General features: G+C 45.4%; 12 protein-coding genes. 6 read left to right on the forward strand and 6 right to left on the reverse strand.

From position 1 onward, the window contains the following. Positions 1 to 59: 59 nt before the first annotated feature. From relA to dgt, 3 genes are all read right to left on the reverse strand, one after another. The gene (gene relA / locus M5X66_RS13480; protein ID WP_036952589.1) at positions 60 to 2,291 is read right to left on the reverse strand and encodes a GTP diphosphokinase; all 2,232 of its coding nucleotides are present in this window, start codon (positions 2,289 to 2,291) and stop codon (positions 60 to 62) included. Positions 2,292 to 2,307: 16 nt separating this feature from the next. Continuing rightward, complete coding sequence (gene rlmD, locus M5X66_RS13485; RefSeq protein ID WP_036952592.1) at positions 2,308 to 3,639, reverse strand: 23S rRNA (uracil(1939)-C(5))-methyltransferase RlmD; 1,332 nt, start codon at positions 3,637 to 3,639, stop codon at positions 2,308 to 2,310. A gap of 205 nt (positions 3,640 to 3,844) precedes the next feature. Beyond that, positions 3,845 to 5,377 carry a dGTPase gene (dgt, locus tag M5X66_RS13490; RefSeq protein WP_036952594.1) on the reverse strand — a complete coding sequence of 511 codons (1,533 nt, stop codon included), beginning with the start codon at positions 5,375 to 5,377 and terminating at the stop codon, positions 3,845 to 3,847. A gap of 131 nt (positions 5,378 to 5,508) precedes the next feature. Between dgt and mtnN the strand changes: the two genes are divergently transcribed. Together mtnN and btuF are read left to right on the forward strand one after the other, a co-directional pair. Then, a complete protein-coding gene (mtnN, locus tag M5X66_RS13495) occupies positions 5,509 to 6,201 on the forward strand; it encodes a 5'-methylthioadenosine/S-adenosylhomocysteine nucleosidase (protein ID WP_154609867.1) in 693 nt (230 codons plus the stop codon). Positions 6,202 to 6,296: 95 nt separating this feature from the next. Then, entirely contained in the window at positions 6,297 to 7,106 is an 810-nt protein-coding gene (gene btuF / locus M5X66_RS13500; protein WP_195848375.1) for a vitamin B12 ABC transporter substrate-binding protein BtuF, read from the forward strand. Positions 7,107 to 7,512: 406 nt separating this feature from the next. Here btuF and erpA read toward each other — a convergent pair whose 3' ends face one another. Next, on the reverse strand, positions 7,513 to 7,857 hold the full coding sequence (erpA, locus tag M5X66_RS13505) for an iron-sulfur cluster insertion protein ErpA (RefSeq protein ID WP_036952599.1): 345 nt from the start codon (positions 7,855 to 7,857) through the stop codon (positions 7,513 to 7,515). Between the two features lie 237 nt (positions 7,858 to 8,094). On the opposite strand from erpA, the gene hemL reads away from it, so the two are divergent. Beyond that, positions 8,095 to 9,384, forward strand: a complete 1,290-nt coding sequence (gene hemL / locus M5X66_RS13510) for a glutamate-1-semialdehyde 2,1-aminomutase (protein ID WP_270103651.1) — start codon at positions 8,095 to 8,097, stop codon at positions 9,382 to 9,384. A gap of 221 nt (positions 9,385 to 9,605) precedes the next feature. Here the strand turns inward: hemL and mrcB are convergent, their stop codons facing one another. Both mrcB and hrpB read right to left on the reverse strand, forming a co-directional pair. Next, entirely contained in the window at positions 9,606 to 12,155 is a 2,550-nt protein-coding gene (gene mrcB / locus M5X66_RS13515; RefSeq protein WP_154600106.1) for a bifunctional glycosyl transferase/transpeptidase, read from the reverse strand. A gap of 211 nt (positions 12,156 to 12,366) precedes the next feature. Then, a complete protein-coding gene (gene hrpB, locus M5X66_RS13520; protein WP_270103652.1) occupies positions 12,367 to 14,826 on the reverse strand; it encodes an ATP-dependent helicase HrpB in 2,460 nt (819 codons plus the stop codon). A gap of 161 nt (positions 14,827 to 14,987) precedes the next feature. Here hrpB and sfsA point away from each other — a divergent pair, with 161 nt between their 5' ends. The 3 genes from sfsA (at position 14,988) to pcnB (ending at position 18,254) form a co-directional block, all read left to right on the forward strand. Then, a complete protein-coding gene (sfsA, locus tag M5X66_RS13525) occupies positions 14,988 to 15,704 on the forward strand; it encodes a DNA/RNA nuclease SfsA (RefSeq protein ID WP_036952609.1) in 717 nt (238 codons plus the stop codon). 190 nt (positions 15,705 to 15,894) lie between these two features. Continuing rightward, complete coding sequence (gene dksA, locus M5X66_RS13530; protein WP_006659320.1) at positions 15,895 to 16,350, forward strand: RNA polymerase-binding protein DksA; 456 nt, start codon at positions 15,895 to 15,897, stop codon at positions 16,348 to 16,350. A gap of 377 nt (positions 16,351 to 16,727) precedes the next feature. Next, positions 16,728 to 18,254, forward strand: a complete 1,527-nt coding sequence (gene pcnB, locus M5X66_RS13535) for a polynucleotide adenylyltransferase PcnB (protein WP_207910782.1) — start codon at positions 16,728 to 16,730, stop codon at positions 18,252 to 18,254. Positions 18,255 to 18,321: the final 67 nt, after the last annotated feature.

The raw sequence follows: 18,321 nt of genomic DNA on the forward strand, positions 1-18,321 counted from the left end.
TATGTGACTAGGGCGAGCGCGCGCAGCCAACAACGCTGCGCGCCAAAATATGAAGAAAATTAGGAAGAGTGGCGTTTCGCCTCGATAACATCCGGCAACTGATTCAGTTTCGAAAGCACCCTTCCCAACACCTCGATATTATACAGCTCGATGGTCATATCGATAGTGGCGAGCTGCTGCTTCACATCGCTGCGGCTGCTTACCCCTAGCACGTTGACTTTTTCGTTCGCGAGGATTGTCGTAATATCGCGCAATAATCCACTGCGGTCATTGGCTATCACTCTTACCACCAACGAGTAACCGCTAGAGTAGTTTTCACCCCAAACTGCATCAATCACACGCTCTGGCGCGTGGCTTTGCAGCTCGGCAAGCTGTTCACAATCCGCACTGTGAATCGAAATTCCACGACCTTTGGTAATAAAGCCGACGATTTCATCACCCGGAATTGGTTGGCAGCAACGAGCAATATGGTGCATCAAGTTGCCGACCCCTTCGACCACCACACGCCCACTACCGTGGGATGGTGCTCTTGGGACACCGGATTTATTCTCCAGCGACTTCATCGCAGCGCGATCTTCTTCCTCTGCCGTCGCTTTATTAAACTTAGCTTGTAGGAAGTTAACCAATTGGTTGATACGAATATCACCGCCGCCAATTCCCGCAAGGACTTCATCCAGTGAGTGTACGTTATAACGGGCAATCAACTGTTTTTCTGCATCTCGTAAACTGATATCTAGATGAGATAATTCGCTGTCGAGAATTTGACGTCCCGCCAGAATATTTTTATCGCGGTCTTGTTTACGGAACCAGTTTTGAATTTTCGCCCGTCCACGGCTGGTTGTCACATAACCGAGGTTAGGATTGAGCCAGTCGCGACTCGGGTTTGGGTGCTTCTGGGTGATAATTTCAATCTGATCGCCCATTTGCAATTGGTAGCTAAATGGCACGATACGGCCACCAATTTTCGCTCCAATACAGCGGTGTCCGACATCACTGTGAATATGGTAAGCAAAATCGAGCGGCGTTGAACCTGTTGGTAAATCCACCACATCGCCTTTTGGCGTAAACACATACACTCGGTCATCAAACACTTGGCTACGTACTTCATCCAGCATTTCACCAGAATCTGCCATCTCTTCTTGCCACGAGATGAGTTTACGCAGCCATGCAATGCGGTTTTCGTAGCTGCTGCCCTTACCTACGCCACTTGCACCTTCTTTATATTTCCAGTGCGCAGCAACGCCCAGCTCTGCATCTTCATGCATTTGGCGGGTACGGATTTGGATCTCTAGTGTTTTACCATTTGGACCTAAAACCACTGTATGGATCGACTGATAGCCATTTGGCTTTGGGTTCGCTACATAGTCGTCGAACTCATCGGGTAAATGACGGAAATGAGTATGCACAATCCCCAGCGCCGCATAGCAATCTTGCAGGCGTTCAACCACGATACGTACCGCACGCACATCGTATAACTCGCCAAATGCTAAGGATTTCTTCTGCATTTTGCGCCAAATACTGTAAATGTGTTTTGGTCGGCCATACACTTCAGCTTGAATTTGCTCTTTGAGCATATATTTGCGCAGTGTGCTAACAAAATTGTCGATGTATTCTTCACGATCAATACGGCGCTCGTGCAGCAATTTCGCAATTTTTTTGTATTCCTCAGGGTGCAAATAACGGAAACAGAAATCTTCTAATTCCCATTTTAATTGCCCGATCCCTAAGCGGTTTGCCAACGGTGCATAAATGTTGGAACACTCTTTCGCTGCTAAGACGCGCTCATCTTCGCTGGCATCTTTGACTTCACGTAAATGAGCGATACGCTCGGCGAGTTTAATGACCACGCAGCGGAAGTCTTCTACCATCGACAACAGCATACGGCGGATGTTATCCACCTGTACGGAACTGGTTTCGTTAGATTGAGTAGCTTTAAGTTCGCGGATGGCATCCATCTCAATCACGCCTTTTACCAGCGCATGAATGGATTGACCGAAATCATCAATAACGGATTGTTCGTCGAGTTTTCCCTCTTCAACTAAAGGGAACAGCAACGCAGCTTGTAAGCTACCAATATCCATGCTGAGCGTGGATAGAATTTCGGTCATTTCAATGCCGCGCCACAGTAGCAGAGGCGCAATATCCTGCCCCGATAATTTATCGTGACAATACTGCCAGGTATGGATGAGTTTTTCTTCTGATTGTTTATTATTCAAACCCAAATCATTAACCCATTTTTCGGGGGCAAATTCACCTGCTGGGGTTAAATGCGCACTTCTTACTGCAACCATATATTCTCCCTACCTGTTACACCTCTGGGCTACGAACAAATAGCGCCATGGATTCCAGATGACTAGTTTGCGGAAACATATCCAACATCCGCAATTGAGATAACTGATACCCGCCTTCAAGCAAAACTTTACTGTCTCTTGCTAACGTTGTTGGATTACAAGAAACATAGACAATTTTTTCTGGCATCAGTTTAATTAAATGTTCCATTACACCAGCGGCGCCTGCTCGAGCAGGATCTAGCAGCACTTTATTGAAACCTTCTTGCGCCCACGGCTGAGTGTGAATCTGTTCTTCCAAGTTCTCATTATAGAACGCCGCATTCTCAATTGAGTTGCGCTGGGCGTTATTCCTGGCTTGATTGACTAAATTTTCAACACCTTCAACGCCTACCGCCATTTTTGTTAAGCGGGCAATTGGCAGCGTAAAGTTACCCATCCCACAGAAAAGATCCAATACCCTATCTTCTGGGCTTAGATCTAACCATGCTAAGGCTTGTGCCACCATATGCTGGTTAATTTCACCATTCACTTGAATAAAATTGGCAGGGCTAAATTGTAAGGTTTCACCCGCCACCTGATATTCAGGTAAAATGGAGCCAGCCTCAAGCGGGACTAACTGACCTTCATTCCCTGCTAACCAAATACTAAGTCCATGAGACTTGGCAAATTCTAGCAAGTGTTTTCTATCAGATGCGTCAACAGGGGTTAAATGGCGTAGTAGGATAAGATTGCCGTTATCCCCGTGAATCAGCTCTACATGCCCTAATTTGCTGGCAATCGATAGCTGATTTAAACAGATGGACAATGGCGCTAACAGTGCATCAAGTTCTGCGTGCAATACTGAGCAACTTTTAATGTCCACCAGCGTGTTGGTTTGCGTTTGGCGAAATCCCATCATTAAGTGATTAGATTTATTTTGATATTGCAGCCCCAAACGCGCGCGGCGGCGATAACCATATTCTTCACCGCCAATCACCGAAATAGGTGGCAGTACAGAGCCAGTCTCCCGCCCCATTAAATGTTGTAAAGCCTGCGCCTTGCTTTCGCGTTGAAGCCCAATCTCTACATGCTGCTGTTGGCAGCCACCACATTGATTAAAATAACGGCAGCGGGGTTTCACTCGTTGCGGGCTAGTGCTAAGGCGTTTAATGACTTTGGCTTTGGCAAAATGACGTTTATCTTCCGTCAGTTCGACTTGCGCCTCTTCCCCTGGTAATAAACCAGTGATAAATATGGCTTTGCCATCATGACGAGCTACGCCTTGCCCAGCGGCATCTAAACTATCGACATGAACCGTGATTTGACGGCGTTGGGTGGTGCGGCGATTTGGCGAGTAAAATTGGGCCATAAGTAGTCACTAAACGGAGTTAAATAAATTCTATTTCAAGCCACAGGTGGTAAGCCCATATTTACTTTATAACGGCTTACTTTATCACTGCGACTGCCTGATAATTGGGTAGACAAATTAGCGGGCTATCATAGCATTTTTTTTACCAAAATTAGTGACCACTTAGTTTTTTTGTCACGCTATATACTGACTTTTTTTATCAGCGTTAATTCGTCACCATAAATTTTCGATACTCTTCATAAGCATAATGGTCAGTCATTCCGCTAATGTAGTCTTGGAGCAGTCTGGCTCGATAATAAAACTCTAGCATCGATTTATCCGCATCGCTGGTGACTGAAATTTTTTCCAAGGCTTCGTTATAGGAGAGTCGATGTTTATTCGATAACTTATGAAATAGGCGAGTTTCGATAAAAAAGTGTTTATGGTAATTTTGTGCCACTAATGCCGCAAAATCCTCTCTATCCATCATCAATAGTGGGCTGTAAACATCTAACAACCCGCTAATAATTCGGTAGCCTTGTAGCTCTAACTCTTCCACTTCATGGTGATTAAACACATGCTTAAACGCCACTGTTTTTAAAGCTTTTAAGAGGCGATGCTCTTGGCTTTTATCCTCAAGTAACGCGCTGTTAAAGCTGCCGTGATAAATTTCAGGCAAGTTTTGAATAAAGCGCTGAGCACTGTAATGGGCGAGTTTTCCTGTAATATTGACACGCAAATACATAAAAAACTGATCTTGCTGAATGCGCCTTGTGTGGTTATCGCTGATATTATTGAATGCCCGCAAAATAGTTTGGTCGAAGAGATCCCCAGATTTTACCTCGCCCCACTCCGCTTTTAGGTATTCAATTAGCTGCTCAACGGTATAAATGCCCTTTTCTGCTGCATCGTCTAAATCCGCAATACAGTAAGAAATATCATCCGCAGCTTCCATGATATAAGAGAGCGGAAAACGGCAATATTTTCCCATTTCCAATTTTTTACTTAACTCGCTGACAAAATCCGCTTCAGACCAATAATAGCCCGGTTTTTTCATTAAATAATCAAATTCTGGCGGGATAGGCTCAAGGTCATAAGCGCCGCGAGTGTATTTCAAAATAGAGCCAATTTGGGCGTAGGTTAAATTCAGCTTGAGCAGGCGATGCGCCATGCGCAGCCCTTGAGCGTTCCCTTCAAACGAGCATAAATCACGCTTAAGCTGACGACGAAATAGATCCTGTTTTTCATTACCAGTCAGTTGTAACGCTTTAATTTTGCAAGGGTCTGTCGTTTCTGGCGTGAAGAGATAATCTGGCGATAACAATTTACTGAACCAGCGTTGAATAGCCGCTTCACCGAAATGCCCAAACGGCGGGTTGCCAATATCGTGCATCAAACACGCCATTTCCACCAGGCTTTCAAAGGCATCACAACGGTCCGTTAACCCATATTCATCAAGCATTTTTTTCTTTTTCAGCTCACCCAACACCGTTTTACTGATGTAGCGCCCAACTTGTTGGACTTCAAGAGAATGGGTTAAACGGCTGCGTACGGCGGAGTTTTGTTCAAGGGGAAAAACTTGGGTTTTCTGTTGTAAACGACGAATCGCAGCGGAGTTGATAATCCGCCCACGGTCACTTTCAAAGAGACGGTTTACGGCATCTTCATCATCGGGTGAGACTTTTTGATTTTTCGCACTGCTCATATAGTTACGCTGGAAACTCAGTTTTTTAACAAAATTAATCTTTTTTCCCGCCATGCTAGCCTCTATGCCTTACCGTTTTATTCCTGAATCTCCAAAGAAAAGGCAGAGGAAAACCCACCTTTCGATGTTACACTTTAGCCATCTACGACATAAGTGTCTAATTAATCAACAGTGAGTATGACATAATGAAAATCGGTATCATAGGTGCGATGGAGCAAGAAGTTGCGACCCTGCGCGAAAAAATTGAAGGTTGCCAAACATTGAGCCTTGCTGGCTGTGAAATTTATACAGGGAAAATAAACGGCGTTGACGTCGCTTTATTAAAATCGGGCATCGGTAAAGTCGCAGCGGCAATCGGTACCACATTATTGTTAGAACACTGCAAGCCTGATGTTATCATCAATACAGGTTCTGCGGGCGGTTTAGATCCACGTTTAAATGTAGGTGATATCGTCGTATCTACCGAAGTGCGCTACCACGATGCGGATGTCACCGCATTTGGTTATGAGCCGGGTCAAATGGCACAGTGCCCACCGGCATTTATTGCCGATGCAAAACTCATTGAAACTACCGAACAGTGCGTGAAAGCGTTAGATATGAACGCCGTTCGCGGTTTGATTTGCAGTGGTGATGCTTTCATCAACGGAGCTGAGCCTTTAGCGCGTATCAAAGCGACATTCCCGACCGTTGCTGCCGTTGAAATGGAAGCCGCTGCTATCGGCCATGTCTGCTACCAGTTTAACGTGCCTTTTGTGGTGGTTCGTGCAATTTCAGATGTGGCAGATAAAGAGTCCCACACTAGCTTTGACGAGTTTTTACCTGTCGCTGCACGCCAATCATCCTTGATGGTTGCTGCGATTGTCACAGCATTAGCGTAATTTATTTCTCACTTTCTAAGGCATAACTGACCTTCATTTATGCCTTTTCTAATACCTCTTTGTGAAGTAATGCTATGAATCTAACGACCAAACTCATGCGCTCACTGATTGGTTTTCTATTTTCCTTAACCCTAATCAATAGTGCATTCGCCACCCCCAAATCCCGAGTCATTAGTTTATCACCTGCCAATACGGAGCTGGCTTATGCCGTAGGGTTGGGAGATAGCTTAATTGCCGTAAGCGCCTATTCCGATTACCCAGAATCTGCCAAAAAGCTTGAGCAAGTAGCGGATTGGCAAGGGTTAAATGTGGAGCGGATTATTGCCTTAAAGCCGGATTTGATCTTGGCGTGGCGAGGCGGTAACCCGCAGCGACCTCTGGATCAGCTTGCATCGTTAGGAATTCCAATTGTCTATTTTGATCCGCAAAGCATTGATGGGGTTATCGCCTCACTAGAGGAGCTTGCACAATACAGCCCTCACCCAGAAGTGGCAGAGAAAAATATCACCCAATTGCGCAGTACGTTAAAGATGCAAAAAGATAAATTAGATAGTAATAAAAAACCTAAGCAATTATTTATCCAACTCGGCACGCAGCCATTATTTAGCACAGGAGATAATACTCTTCAAAATGATGTCGTTAAGACTTGCGGCGCTCAGAATATTTTTGAAAACAGCGCTGTCCAATGGCCTCAAGTCAGCCGTGAGCAAGTCCTCGCTCGCAAACCTGATGCCATCATTATGACCGGTTCCCCCGAGCAAGAAAAAGCCGTCAAAGCCTTCTGGAGTACTCAACTCAATGTCCCTATTATTCGCTTAAATGAGGATTGGTTCCACCGCGCCGGCCCCCGCATCATCAATGCCACCGAGCAGCTATGCAATCAGCTAAACGCTCTACCAAACTAAGAAAAGAAATTAAGAATCTAAGAATCTAAGAATCTAAGAATCTAAGAATCTAAGAATCTAAGATTACAGCAGGATTTTTTGAGCAGAATTAATACAACAGGACAATAATATAATCGAACTAATTTTTTTCGTTTAAAATCTCACGAAAAAAGATTTTTCTAAATAGTTCGAGGTGTAGCAAGGCAGCAAGAGAACGAGGCCCTAGGAGCATACACAAGTATGTGACTAGGGCGAGAGAGCGTAGCTAACGAAGCTACGGCTTGAAATATGACGAAAAAAGATTTTTCTAAATAGTTCGAGTTGTAGCAAGGCAGCAAGAGAACGAGGCCCTAGGAGCATACACAAGTATGTGACTAGGGCAAGAGAGCGTAGCTAACGAAGCTACGGCTTGAAATATGACGAAAAATCAGACGCTGAAGGAAGAACCGCACCCACACGTAGATTTCGCATTCGGATTCGTCACAATAAAGCGCGATCCTTCTAACCCTTCAGTGTAATCCACACTTCCACCCACTAAATATTGCAGGCTCATTGGGTCTACAACCAGTGCGACACCTTGTTTTTCGATGGTCATATCCCCTTCGTTGATTTGATCATCAAAGGTAAAGCCATATTGGAAGCCGCTGCAACCACCGCCCGTAATATAGACGCGCAGACGCAGGTTTGGGTTATTTTCATCGGCAACTAAGTCTTTTACTTTGGTTGCAGCTGCATCGGTAAATTGCAGAGGCAGAGCTACATCATCACTCATTTATTACTCCAGACCGGTGACCGGTAAATTCATAGGTAAGGCAAAGCCTACTTAGATCAATTTCTCAATTATCCGTCACCTGACTCATTGGTTCAAGTGTTGTTACACAATTGAGCACAGAGTTGCTATTCATCCTTATGATTGATCCATCATTGTGATTGATAGCATTGGTTTAATCGTCCTTGTGCTTTAGAATAGCGGCAACTTTTTATTTAGTCTCTTTTCAGGAGCCCTGCAATGCACCATTCCGAAGAATTATATAATGAAGCCCAACAGCTGATCCCTGGCGGTGTTAACTCCCCTGTTCGCGCCTTTAATGGTGTGGGTGGTACCCCGTTATTTATCGAGCGCGCTGATGGCGCTTACATTTATGATGTCGATGGCAAAGCTTACATTGATTATGTGGGCTCTTGGGGTCCAATGGTATTGGGTCACAACCATCCCGCTATCCGCGATGCTGTGATCAAAGCCGTCAATAAAGGCTTAAGCTTTGGTGCACCAACCGCTGCTGAAGTGGAAATGGCAAAACTGGTGTGCGAATTAGTCCCATCTATCGATATGATCCGTATGGTCAACTCCGGTACTGAAGCTACTATGAGCGCGATTCGCCTTGCTCGTGGTTATACTGGCCGCGATAAAATTATTAAGTTCGAAGGTTGCTACCACGGTCACGCTGACTGCCTATTAGTGAAAGCCGGTTCCGGAGCACTGACCATGGGCGAGCCTAACTCTCCGGGCGTACCTGAAGATTTCGTTAAGCACACATTGACCTGCACATACAACGATTTAGCCTCTGTTCGCCAAGCTTTCGAAAACTACCCAGAAGAAGTGGCATGTGTGATTGTTGAACCTGTCGCGGGTAACATGAACTGCGTTCCACCAACCGCAGAATTCCTGCCTGGTCTGCGTGCATTATGTGATGAATTCAAAGCACTGCTGATCATCGATGAAGTGATGACAGGCTTCCGTGTTGCACTCGGTGGTGCTCAAGATCACTACAACGTACAACCGGATTTAACCTGTTTAGGTAAAATCATCGGTGGCGGTATGCCTGTGGGTGCATTTGGCGGTCGCTATGAAGTGATGGAAAAATTAGCGCCTATCGGCCCTGTTTACCAAGCGGGTACACTTTCTGGTAACCCTGTTGCCATGGCGGCGGGTTTAGCTTGCTTAAATGAAGTGTCTCAGCCGGGTGTTCATGCGCGTTTAACGGAGCTGACCGATAAACTGGCTCGTGGCTTAACCCGTGTTTCTAAAGAGCAAGGCGTGCCTATGGTTATCAACCATGTGGGCGGGATGTTTGGTCTATTCTTCACTGACGCCGAATCAGTAACGTGCTACCAAGACGTGATGAAGTGCGATGTGACTCGCTTTAAGAAATTCTTCCACTACATGTTAGAAGAAGGCGTTTACTTAGCACCATCTGCATTCGAAGCGGGCTTTATGTCTGTCGCTCATAGCGATGAAGATATCCAGCGCACCATCGATGCCGCGGAAATTGCACTGGCAAAAATCAAAGCCGAATAACCCCCTGCAATAAACTGCACCCATAAAAATAGGCGCCATCTGCAAAAGACGGCGCCTATTTTTTTATCTATTTCTTAAGATCTATTTTTTGATCTGTTTTCTTTTCCAATCAAACTCAACATTCTCCTAAATCCCGTGCGCAGTAGCTAGGCGGCAAGTGAGCTAAGCCCTAGGAGCATACACAAGTATGTGACTAGGGTTAGCGACCGCAGCCAACAACGCTACGGCGTGCGGGATGACGGAGAATTGGATGGGGAGTCGCCGAACATATCTTTGACCCACTCAGGAGCTGCTCCATCTTCTTGCGGCGCCTCACCATTCCCATTCAAATTCCACGCTGGATCTTGCGATGCTGATCCTTGGCACAGGCTTTGCGGGTCTTCAGTCCAGACTGGTAACATTCTGCCGCCACCTAAATCAGAGCAGCTAAATTGCCCATCCATCATGACACGCATATCGGTTATCCCTTCTGGTGCTCGATTGATCAGTGTCAGTGGCGTTTGGTTATCTAAATAGCGCTGATAAACACGTAATGCCCCTGTTGAACCTGTTAACTGTGTTGGTCCGTTGTTATCGCGACCGACCCAGACAATAGCCACTTCCTTACCGTCAATACCCGCGTACCAGCTATCACGCAGGTCGTTGGTGGTACCCGTTTTACCCGCCAGATTGTATTTACCATATTTATTCAGTAATACGCGCCCAGTCCCTTGCAGCACTACTTGCTGCATACCAAATAGCGTTAAATAAGCGGCTTGAGATGGTACGGCACGCTCTGCGGATGGGTAACTTTGATACAGCTCTTTACCATCACCATCAATCACGGAACGTAATGCCGATAATTTTGCGCGATTACCTTCGCCACCAATGGTTTGGTACACTTGCGCCACTTCAGCTGGCGTTAAGTTCACCGCACCTAACAACATCGCAGGTACTTTTTCCATCGCACTTTCTGGCGCGCCTAAACGGATAAACGTATTCATCACTTGGTCGAGACCAATTTCCATCCCTAAGTTTACGGTTGGAATATTTTGTGATTTCGCTAATGCATCCACCAGCATCATACGACCATTGAAGTTACGGCTATAGTTTCGTGGGCTCCAACTTTGATTACCGACCTTGATGGTCAACGGTTCATCGGATAGCCACGTATTTAAGCGGAAACGGTCCGGCTCACTTAATGCCGTTAAATACACCGGTGGTTTTGCTAAAGAACCAATGCTGCGACGGGCATTTAGCGCTCGGTTAAAGCCTGAGAATTGTGGATCAGAGCCACCGACCATCGCACGAACTTCACCGTTAATACGGTCGACAACCACCATGGCACCTTCGATATCATCCAATTTACGTGCTTTACGTAAATCAGCCACGCCGAACTCGACTGCATTTTCCGCCGCCGTTTGCGCTACCGGATCTAAGGTGGTAAAGATTTTCGCACCCGAGAGATCTTTAACTTTATCCCCAAGCTTCTCGCTCAGTTCTTGTCTCACCATCTGCATAAATGCGGGTTGAGATGCGACTAACCCTTCTTTGTTTTTCACACCGAGCGGTCGAGCACTTAGAACTTGGTACATCTCATTATCGATAACACCACGGGTTTCAAGGATTTTAAGCACAATATTACGGCGTTTAATCGCATTTTGTGGCTTAGTCCACGGGTTAAAGGTTGATGCACCTTGCACCATTCCCACCAGCAATGCTTGTTGGTCAAAGCTTAACTCATTGATTGGTCGACCAAAGTAATACAAACTCGCCAGCGGGAAGCCGCGAATTTCATCATTACCATTTTGCCCTAAATAGACCTCATTCAAATACAGTTCAAGAATGCGTTCTTTGCTGTAGTTATAGTCTAAAATCAATGCCATAAAGGCTTCATTAGCTTTACGTTTCAGGGTTCTTTCGTTTGTTAAAAATAGGTTTTTCACCAACTGCTGCGTTAAGGTACTTCCCCCTTGCACGGAACGACCTGCAGTGACGTTCGCTACCACCGCACGACCGATAGAATATAAGCTAACACCATCATGCTCATAAAAATTTCTATCTTCCGTTTCGAGGAGGATTTTTACCAGGGATTCAGGGAAGTCCGCCATTGGCAGCACTAAACGCTGTTCATTATTCGCAGATTGCATCATGGTGATCAGTTTCGGATCTAAACGGAAGAAACCGAACGAGCGCCCATTTTCAATATTTTCAATCTTGCTCAACATGCCATTTTCAAACACCAGACGCGCGAGGACTTGCCCCTCTTTTTGGTCTGGGAAATTAAATGGACGACGCAAAATTTCAATGGTATTGCCTTTCACCACAAACTCACCAGATGTGGTGATTTTGCTGACTTTACGGTACTGCATTCCTTCGAGCAGGTTGGTCATTTCAGCTTGGCTGTAATCCATACCGGGCTCAAGGTTTACCATGCGTCCATATACCGCCGCAGGCAAGTCCCACACCTTACCATCAAGGCGTTCTTTAATTTGTTGGTTTAGATAAAAACCGTAAGCCGCCAGTATGACTGCAAGTACTAGCATTAATTTAACTAGCAGCCAGAACCAGCGCCATTTACTCTTGCGAGGTTTGTTCTTTTTTGAGCCTTTTTTGGTCATTTGCTCTTCTTCATCGTCTTCATCATCAAGATATTCATCATCAATATCTTCATCATCGTAGAGATCTTCATCATAATCATCGCGGCGTCTACGGCGGCGTGAAGAGGATGACGATTTCTCAGCAGCGCGTCTTTTACGTCTGCCAATGGGTTCAAAATCTTTACCGGACATGGTCGCTCCATATCTCCTATACCTAAATAGGCATTAAAATCTAACTATACATACACAAGTACAACTACAGATACGTAGGTGTAACATAAGGCTAATTTTGGCTCATAATTCAAGGAATTTCACGGAAGAAAGCTCCTAATTACACTTCCTTACGCTGCCTATTGGGCGCCATTGCCTAATTTACAGCCCGTTATTAGAGCACAAAATTAGGTTATTTCGCACTCATCATCGCTTTTTTTGTTTGTCGCGTTGGTTCGGCATTCGCAGGGTCATCTGGCCAAGGATGTTTTGGATAACGCCCTTTCATCTCTTTTTGTACCTCTTTATAGCTCCCTTGCCAAAATGCACCGAGATCTTGAGTTATCTGAATAGGGCGCCTTGCCGGCGAAAGTAGCGATAATGTTAGCGTCACTTTACCATTTGCCACGGTTGGATTGACTTTTTCACCAAACACTTCTTGCAAGCGAATTTCAACCACTGGCGGCTTGTCTAGCGCGTAGTGAATACTTACCTCACTCCCAGAAGGGGCGACATAGGTCACAGGGAAAGTGCTGTCGAGCCACTGGCGCTGCTGCCAATCCAATCGATTTAATAATAAATTCATTAAATCAATTTCTTGCAGCTTTTTCTTGCTTGTCACGCCATTAAGATAAGGGGCTAACCATTCATCAAGCGTCTCGAGTAAAGTCTCATCATCCATTGCAGGCAATGGCGAGTCAGGAAAATAACGCGCCGCTAACTCACAACGAATGCGCAACTGTAGGGTATTTTCTTGCCAATTTAACTGTTGCAAACCATTTTGCTGAAGCCAGTACACCAGTGCATTTTTAATCTCTTCCAGCTCTGGATTAGTCAGCCGTTGAGATTTGACAACTAACTGCCCGCATTGTAAGCGCCGCCATGCCAGTAAGCTCCCCCGCTGCTCATCCCATTCAACTGTCTCTTGAGTGTCAAAAAGATGCGGGCAATCCTGTTGAAGCTTTTCAATTTCAATAGGATACGCCAGTGAGATACGCGCATCCGCCGAGGTTTCTGACTGCCATAATGCCGCCACCATCAGCCATTCACTCCCCATTAACGGGTCATTGTCGTTCAGTGTTGCCCCTAACCCACTGGCTAATTGATAACGAGCTTGATGGTCACGGGATTTCGCTATGTAGTCTGGAAACCCTGCGGCAAGTAATGTTGGTAACCACTCACTAATCAACCCAGTGGCTTTCCCTAAAGAATGGGTAACCTTGTCACCACTTAAGATAGAGGCACGTTTGCACCAGTTCTCCGTCGGACGTTCTAAATGGGTATGTAGGTCGATCACTCCGCCACGGGGAGGTTCTTCAATAATTGCAGTTAATAATGCAGCAAGTTGAATAACGGGTTTATTTTGAGTTTGCTGTGCGTGATACAGCATGGCGGCAGTACGCACTGACATTCCCGTTCCCGCCATTTTATTGCCCATCGACGTGAGTTTCCCTTGGGCATTGGTGACACCCAATTTGAATAACAGGGTTTTCGCTGCTGATAATGCCGCCTCAGGGGGAACATCTAACCATTGGAGTTGAGAAATATCGTGACAGCCCCATTGAAGGAGCGCTAACCATAACCCGCTTAAATCACTATTATTGATTTCTGCTTCACTAAATTGTGCTGCACGTTCGGCTTGTTCAGCACTCATTAGATGCCAGCACACACCCGCTTCTAAACGCCCTGCTCGCCCCGCACGTTGGGTCATTGAAGCTTGGCTAATGCGTTTTTTAATTAGCTTTGTCAGCCCACTTCTCGGGTTAAATTGTCCCACGCGCTCAAAGCCGCTATCCACCACTAAACGGATCCCCTCGATGGTGAGACTGGTTTCCGCAATGTTGGTCGCCAGCACGACCTTACGTTTTCCTTCAGGGGCAGGCAGAATCGCTTGTTGCTGAGCTTGAATTGATAGCGCGCCATACATTGGGCATAACATCACATCGTCAGTCACTAACCCTTCTAACTCGCTTTTCGTCCGCTCAATTTCGCCCACTCCCGGTAAAAAGAGTAACAAAGAGCCACCTTGTTGCTGCATCAGTTGCCAAACCGCGCTCGCGACTTCTTGATGAAACGGTTTATTCGGATTGATGGGCTTATATTCCCGTTGAACAGGGAATGTCCGTCCTTGTGAACTGATCACCGGCGCATCAGAAAATAGCTGGCTAAGCCCTTGATCATCCAGCGTAGCGGACATTAGCAAAATTTTTAAATCATCCCGCAGTGCTTGCTGAGAATCCAACAACAGCGCTAACCCTAAATCAGCCTGTAAATTACGTTCATGAAATTCATCCAAAATGACCAATCCGACACCTTCAAGCATCGGGTCATTTTGTAATTGGCGAGTGAGAACCCCTTCCGTCACCACTTCCAAACGCGTTTTTGCGCTCACTCTGCTTTCTGAACGCATACGCAAACCAATGGTTTCCCCTACCGATTCCCCTAACTGCTGCGCTAAGCGAGCGGCGACTGAGCGTGCTGCAATACGCCGCGGCTCTAACATAATAATCCGCCCGTCTATCTGCCCACTTTTGAGGATTTCTAACGGCAATACCGTTGATTTCCCTGCCCCCGTCGGCGCATGCAACAGAACTTGAGAGGATTTCGCTAGAGCAGCGAGTAAGTCATCACTTACTTCTAAGATAGGGAACACTAAGGGGTAACTCCATGAGGTTTAACTTTCTATGTGAAGCATTGTAGCATTAACAAATTGTAGCATTAACGAATATGACGCATTAATACTGTCTATGAGCTAACACCATATATAGGATGGTGTAATGTTATGTCACGAACAACGCGGTAAACGGAGAAAACATGGAATTTATCCCCCCTTTAAAATCAGCCACATTAATTAAACGCTATAAACGTTTTTTAGCGGATGTCGTCACACCCGAGGGAGAGGAAATGACGATACACTGCGCAAACACGGGGGCGATGACAGGCTGTGCAACTCCAGGGGATACCGTGTGGTACTCCACTTCGGATAACCCAAAACGAAAATATCCGTACAGTTGGGAGTTAACGCAAACCAAAAACAACCATCTAATTTGTATTAACACGCTACGAGCTAATCAATTAGTGGCAGAAGCGTTGGCAAAAAAGCATATTCCAGAATTATCTGACTACAGTATAGTGACCCCTGAAGTGAAGTATGGAAGTGAAAACAGCCGGATTGATTTTTTACTCACTCAAGAGGGCTTAACTGATTGTTTTATTGAAGTTAAATCAGTGACTTTGTTGGAAAACAACCATGGCTATTTCCCTGATACTCAGACAATACGAGGACAAAAGCACCTTAGAGAGCTGACTTTGATTGCTAAAGAAGGAAAACGCGCCATACTTATGTTTGTCATTTTACATAGCGGTATCCACGTAGTATCCGCTGCTGCACATATTGATCCTAAATATGCAGCGTTGTTAGAACAGGCTATAACCAATGGCGTCGAAGTTCTGTGTTATCAAGTGGATATATCTAAACAAAAAATGCAAATAGGGACATCAATTCGCTTCACCCCGACTAAGTCATTTTAGTTTAGTCGATATTTAAACAAGGTCATCGAGTTATGAGTGCTTGTGAAGGGAAGAAACACGCTTGTCTTCACAGCATTACAAAACTCATCACATGAACGATTGCCAAGACGGCTGTCTTCTGATATTTATAGCGACCTTAAATTTTCCCCCTTGGGGTTTTTGTAAAATTTGCGTGTGTAGGAGAAGCATTATGCAAGAAGGGCAAAAACGTAAGACATCGTCCTTAAGCATTCTCGCCATTGCCGGGGTTGAGCCCTATCATGAGAAGGCTGGCGAAGAGTACATGAACGAAGCCCAATTGGCGCATTTTAAGCTCATTCTCGAAGCATGGCGCAATCAACTCAGAGATGAAGTGGACCGGACTGTTACTCATATGCAAGATGAGGCAGCTAACTTTCCAGACCCCGTTGATAGAGCCGCTCAGGAAGAGGAATTCAGCCTCGAATTACGTAACCGCGACCGCGAACGTAAATTGATCAAGAAGATCGAAAAGACGCTGAAGAAAGTTGAAGATGAAGATTTTGGCTACTGCGAATCTTGTGGTGTGGAAATTGGCATCCGTCGTTTGGAAGCGCGTCCAACAGCAGATTTGTGCATCGACTGTAAAACATTAGCAGAAATCCGCGAAAAGCAGATGGCTGGCTAATTGTTGTTTTGGGAGTCCTCAACGGCGCATTAACCCTGCGCCGTTATAAGGATTCGCACCCTCAAAAAAGTTTAAACTCCCCTTTACCTTATCTTTATTTCTCTCATTTTCTCTCATTTGTTATCGTTTGCGTCTCGCGCAAAAAGCTACAATTTGTATAATATTCACTGGTTTAATTGATATAAAAAATAATTAGCCATGACTTTTATTCGTTTAACCATTCTCAAAGAAACTTCAGTGAGCTATGATTAGCCGCTTATTTTGTTTAATGAATCTATGTAATGACATCGAGGTGTACTATTTTTAACCGAGTAGCAAATTTCTGCCGCAATATTTTATCTCGCAATGAACCAGCATCGTCCGCAGAACAGGACTCGATGCCAAAGCGTGGTGCGCGAGACACACAGGCAGCCGGTGAAAGGCCAGTCACTCCTTCTGCATCAGAGAAAAAATCTGAGAGGAAAACTCGGCATGAGCAGAATACTAGACATGACCAGAATACGAGACAAACAAAGAAAACGGTTCGTCCCTCTAAACGTTCAGATGCTCAAACACAGAAGCGAACATCCGTGACGAAACAAGAATCGATTACCGTTATTCCACGCGCTCAACACATAATTTCGCGTGATGACATTAGTGAAAACGCACTAAAAGTATTGTACCGCCTTAATAAAAATGGCTACGAAGCCTATTTAGTTGGCGGTGGTGTGCGTGATTTGTTATTAGGTCAAAAGCCAAAAGATTTCGATATCACCACCAATGCAACCCCAGAACAAATTCGCAAGCTATTTCGTAATTGCCGACTGGTTGGTCGTCGATTCCGCCTTGCGCACATTATGTTTGGTCCAGAAATTATTGAAGTTGCAACCTTCCGCGGTCACCACGACCAAGAAGTCGATGATAAAAATCTGTCATCTCAAGCGCAAAATGGCATGCTGCTTCGCGACAATATTTTCGGTTCCATTGAAGAAGATGCTATCCGCCGTGACTTTACTGTAAATAGCCTGTATTACAACATTGATGATTTCTCCGTACGCGATTACGTCAATGGATTACAAGACTTAAAAGAAGGCGTCATTCGTCTGATTGGCGACCCAGAAACACGCTACCGTGAAGATCCCGTTCGGATGATCCGCGCGGTGCGTTTCGCCTGTAAGCTGAATATGCGTATCGAGCCAAATACCGCAGAGCCGATTCATCGCTTAGCCCCATTGCTACGTGAAATCCCTTCTGCGCGACTGTTTGAAGAGTCATTAAAATTACTTCAAGCCGGCTATGGCTACGCCACCTATAAAATGCTGAATCAGTACCATCTGTTTGAACAACTGTTCCCTGTGATTGCGAGCCGCTTCACTGAGAATGGTGATTCACCAATGGAAAAAGTCATTGAACAAGTGTTAAAAAACACCGATTTCAGACTAAAAAATGATAAGCGCGTCAATCCTGCATTTTTATTTGCAGCCATGTTATGGTATCCCGTCACTGAACACGCAGAAAAACTATCACAGGAAGGCGGTCTTGCTTACTATGATGCCTTTGCGCTGGCAATGAATGATGTACTGGATGAACAGTGCCGCTCTATTGCAATCCCAAAACGTATCACCACCACCATGCGTGATATCTGGATGTTGCAATTACGCTTACCTCGTCGCCAAGGGCGTCGTGCGAATAAATTGATGGAGCACCCGAAATTCCGTGCTGCCTTTGATTTATTAGAGCTTAGAGCCAATGTGGAACACCGTAATGAGCTACAAGAACTCGCTTTATGGTGGAATGACTTCCAACAAGCCAATGCCCAGAAACAGCGTGAAATGATCTCGGAGCTCGGTAGTGCGCCAACTCGCCGCCGCCAGCGTCCGCATCGTTCATCACAATCCGGTAATAGAAAACCGAATAAATCATAATGGTATTCATCTCAGCGGCTTAAGCGGTCGCTGCGATCACCATAGAGAGATTAAGATAGAGAGATAA

Origin of the sequence: Providencia sp. PROV188 (assembly GCF_027595165.1) — a bacterium.
Classification (GTDB): Bacteria; Pseudomonadota; Gammaproteobacteria; order Enterobacterales; family Enterobacteriaceae; genus Providencia; species Providencia lanzhouensis.

Bases quoted from the DNA above. Each gene is read 5' to 3' on its own strand.
- sfsA (WP_036952609.1), top strand. From the start codon at position 14,988: ATGGAATTTATCCCCCCTTTAAAATCAGCCACATTAATTAAACGCTAT.
- erpA (WP_036952599.1), bottom strand. From the start codon at position 7,857: ATGAGTGATGATGTAGCTCTGCCTCTGCAATTTACCGATGCAGCTGCA.
- rlmD (WP_036952592.1), bottom strand. From the start codon at position 3,639: ATGGCCCAATTTTACTCGCCAAATCGCCGCACCACCCAACGCCGTCAA.
- dksA (WP_006659320.1), top strand. From the start codon at position 15,895: ATGCAAGAAGGGCAAAAACGTAAGACATCGTCCTTAAGCATTCTCGCC.
- mtnN (WP_154609867.1), top strand. From the start codon at position 5,509: ATGAAAATCGGTATCATAGGTGCGATGGAGCAAGAAGTTGCGACCCTG.
- btuF (WP_195848375.1), top strand. From the start codon at position 6,297: ATGCGCTCACTGATTGGTTTTCTATTTTCCTTAACCCTAATCAATAGT.
- relA (WP_036952589.1), bottom strand. From the start codon at position 2,291: ATGGTTGCAGTAAGAAGTGCGCATTTAACCCCAGCAGGTGAATTTGCC.
- mrcB (WP_154600106.1), bottom strand. From the start codon at position 12,155: ATGTCCGGTAAAGATTTTGAACCCATTGGCAGACGTAAAAGACGCGCT.
- pcnB (WP_207910782.1), top strand. From the start codon at position 16,728: ATGCCAAAGCGTGGTGCGCGAGACACACAGGCAGCCGGTGAAAGGCCA.
- dgt (WP_036952594.1), bottom strand. From the start codon at position 5,377: ATGGCGGGAAAAAAGATTAATTTTGTTAAAAAACTGAGTTTCCAGCGT.
- hemL (WP_270103651.1), top strand. From the start codon at position 8,095: ATGCACCATTCCGAAGAATTATATAATGAAGCCCAACAGCTGATCCCT.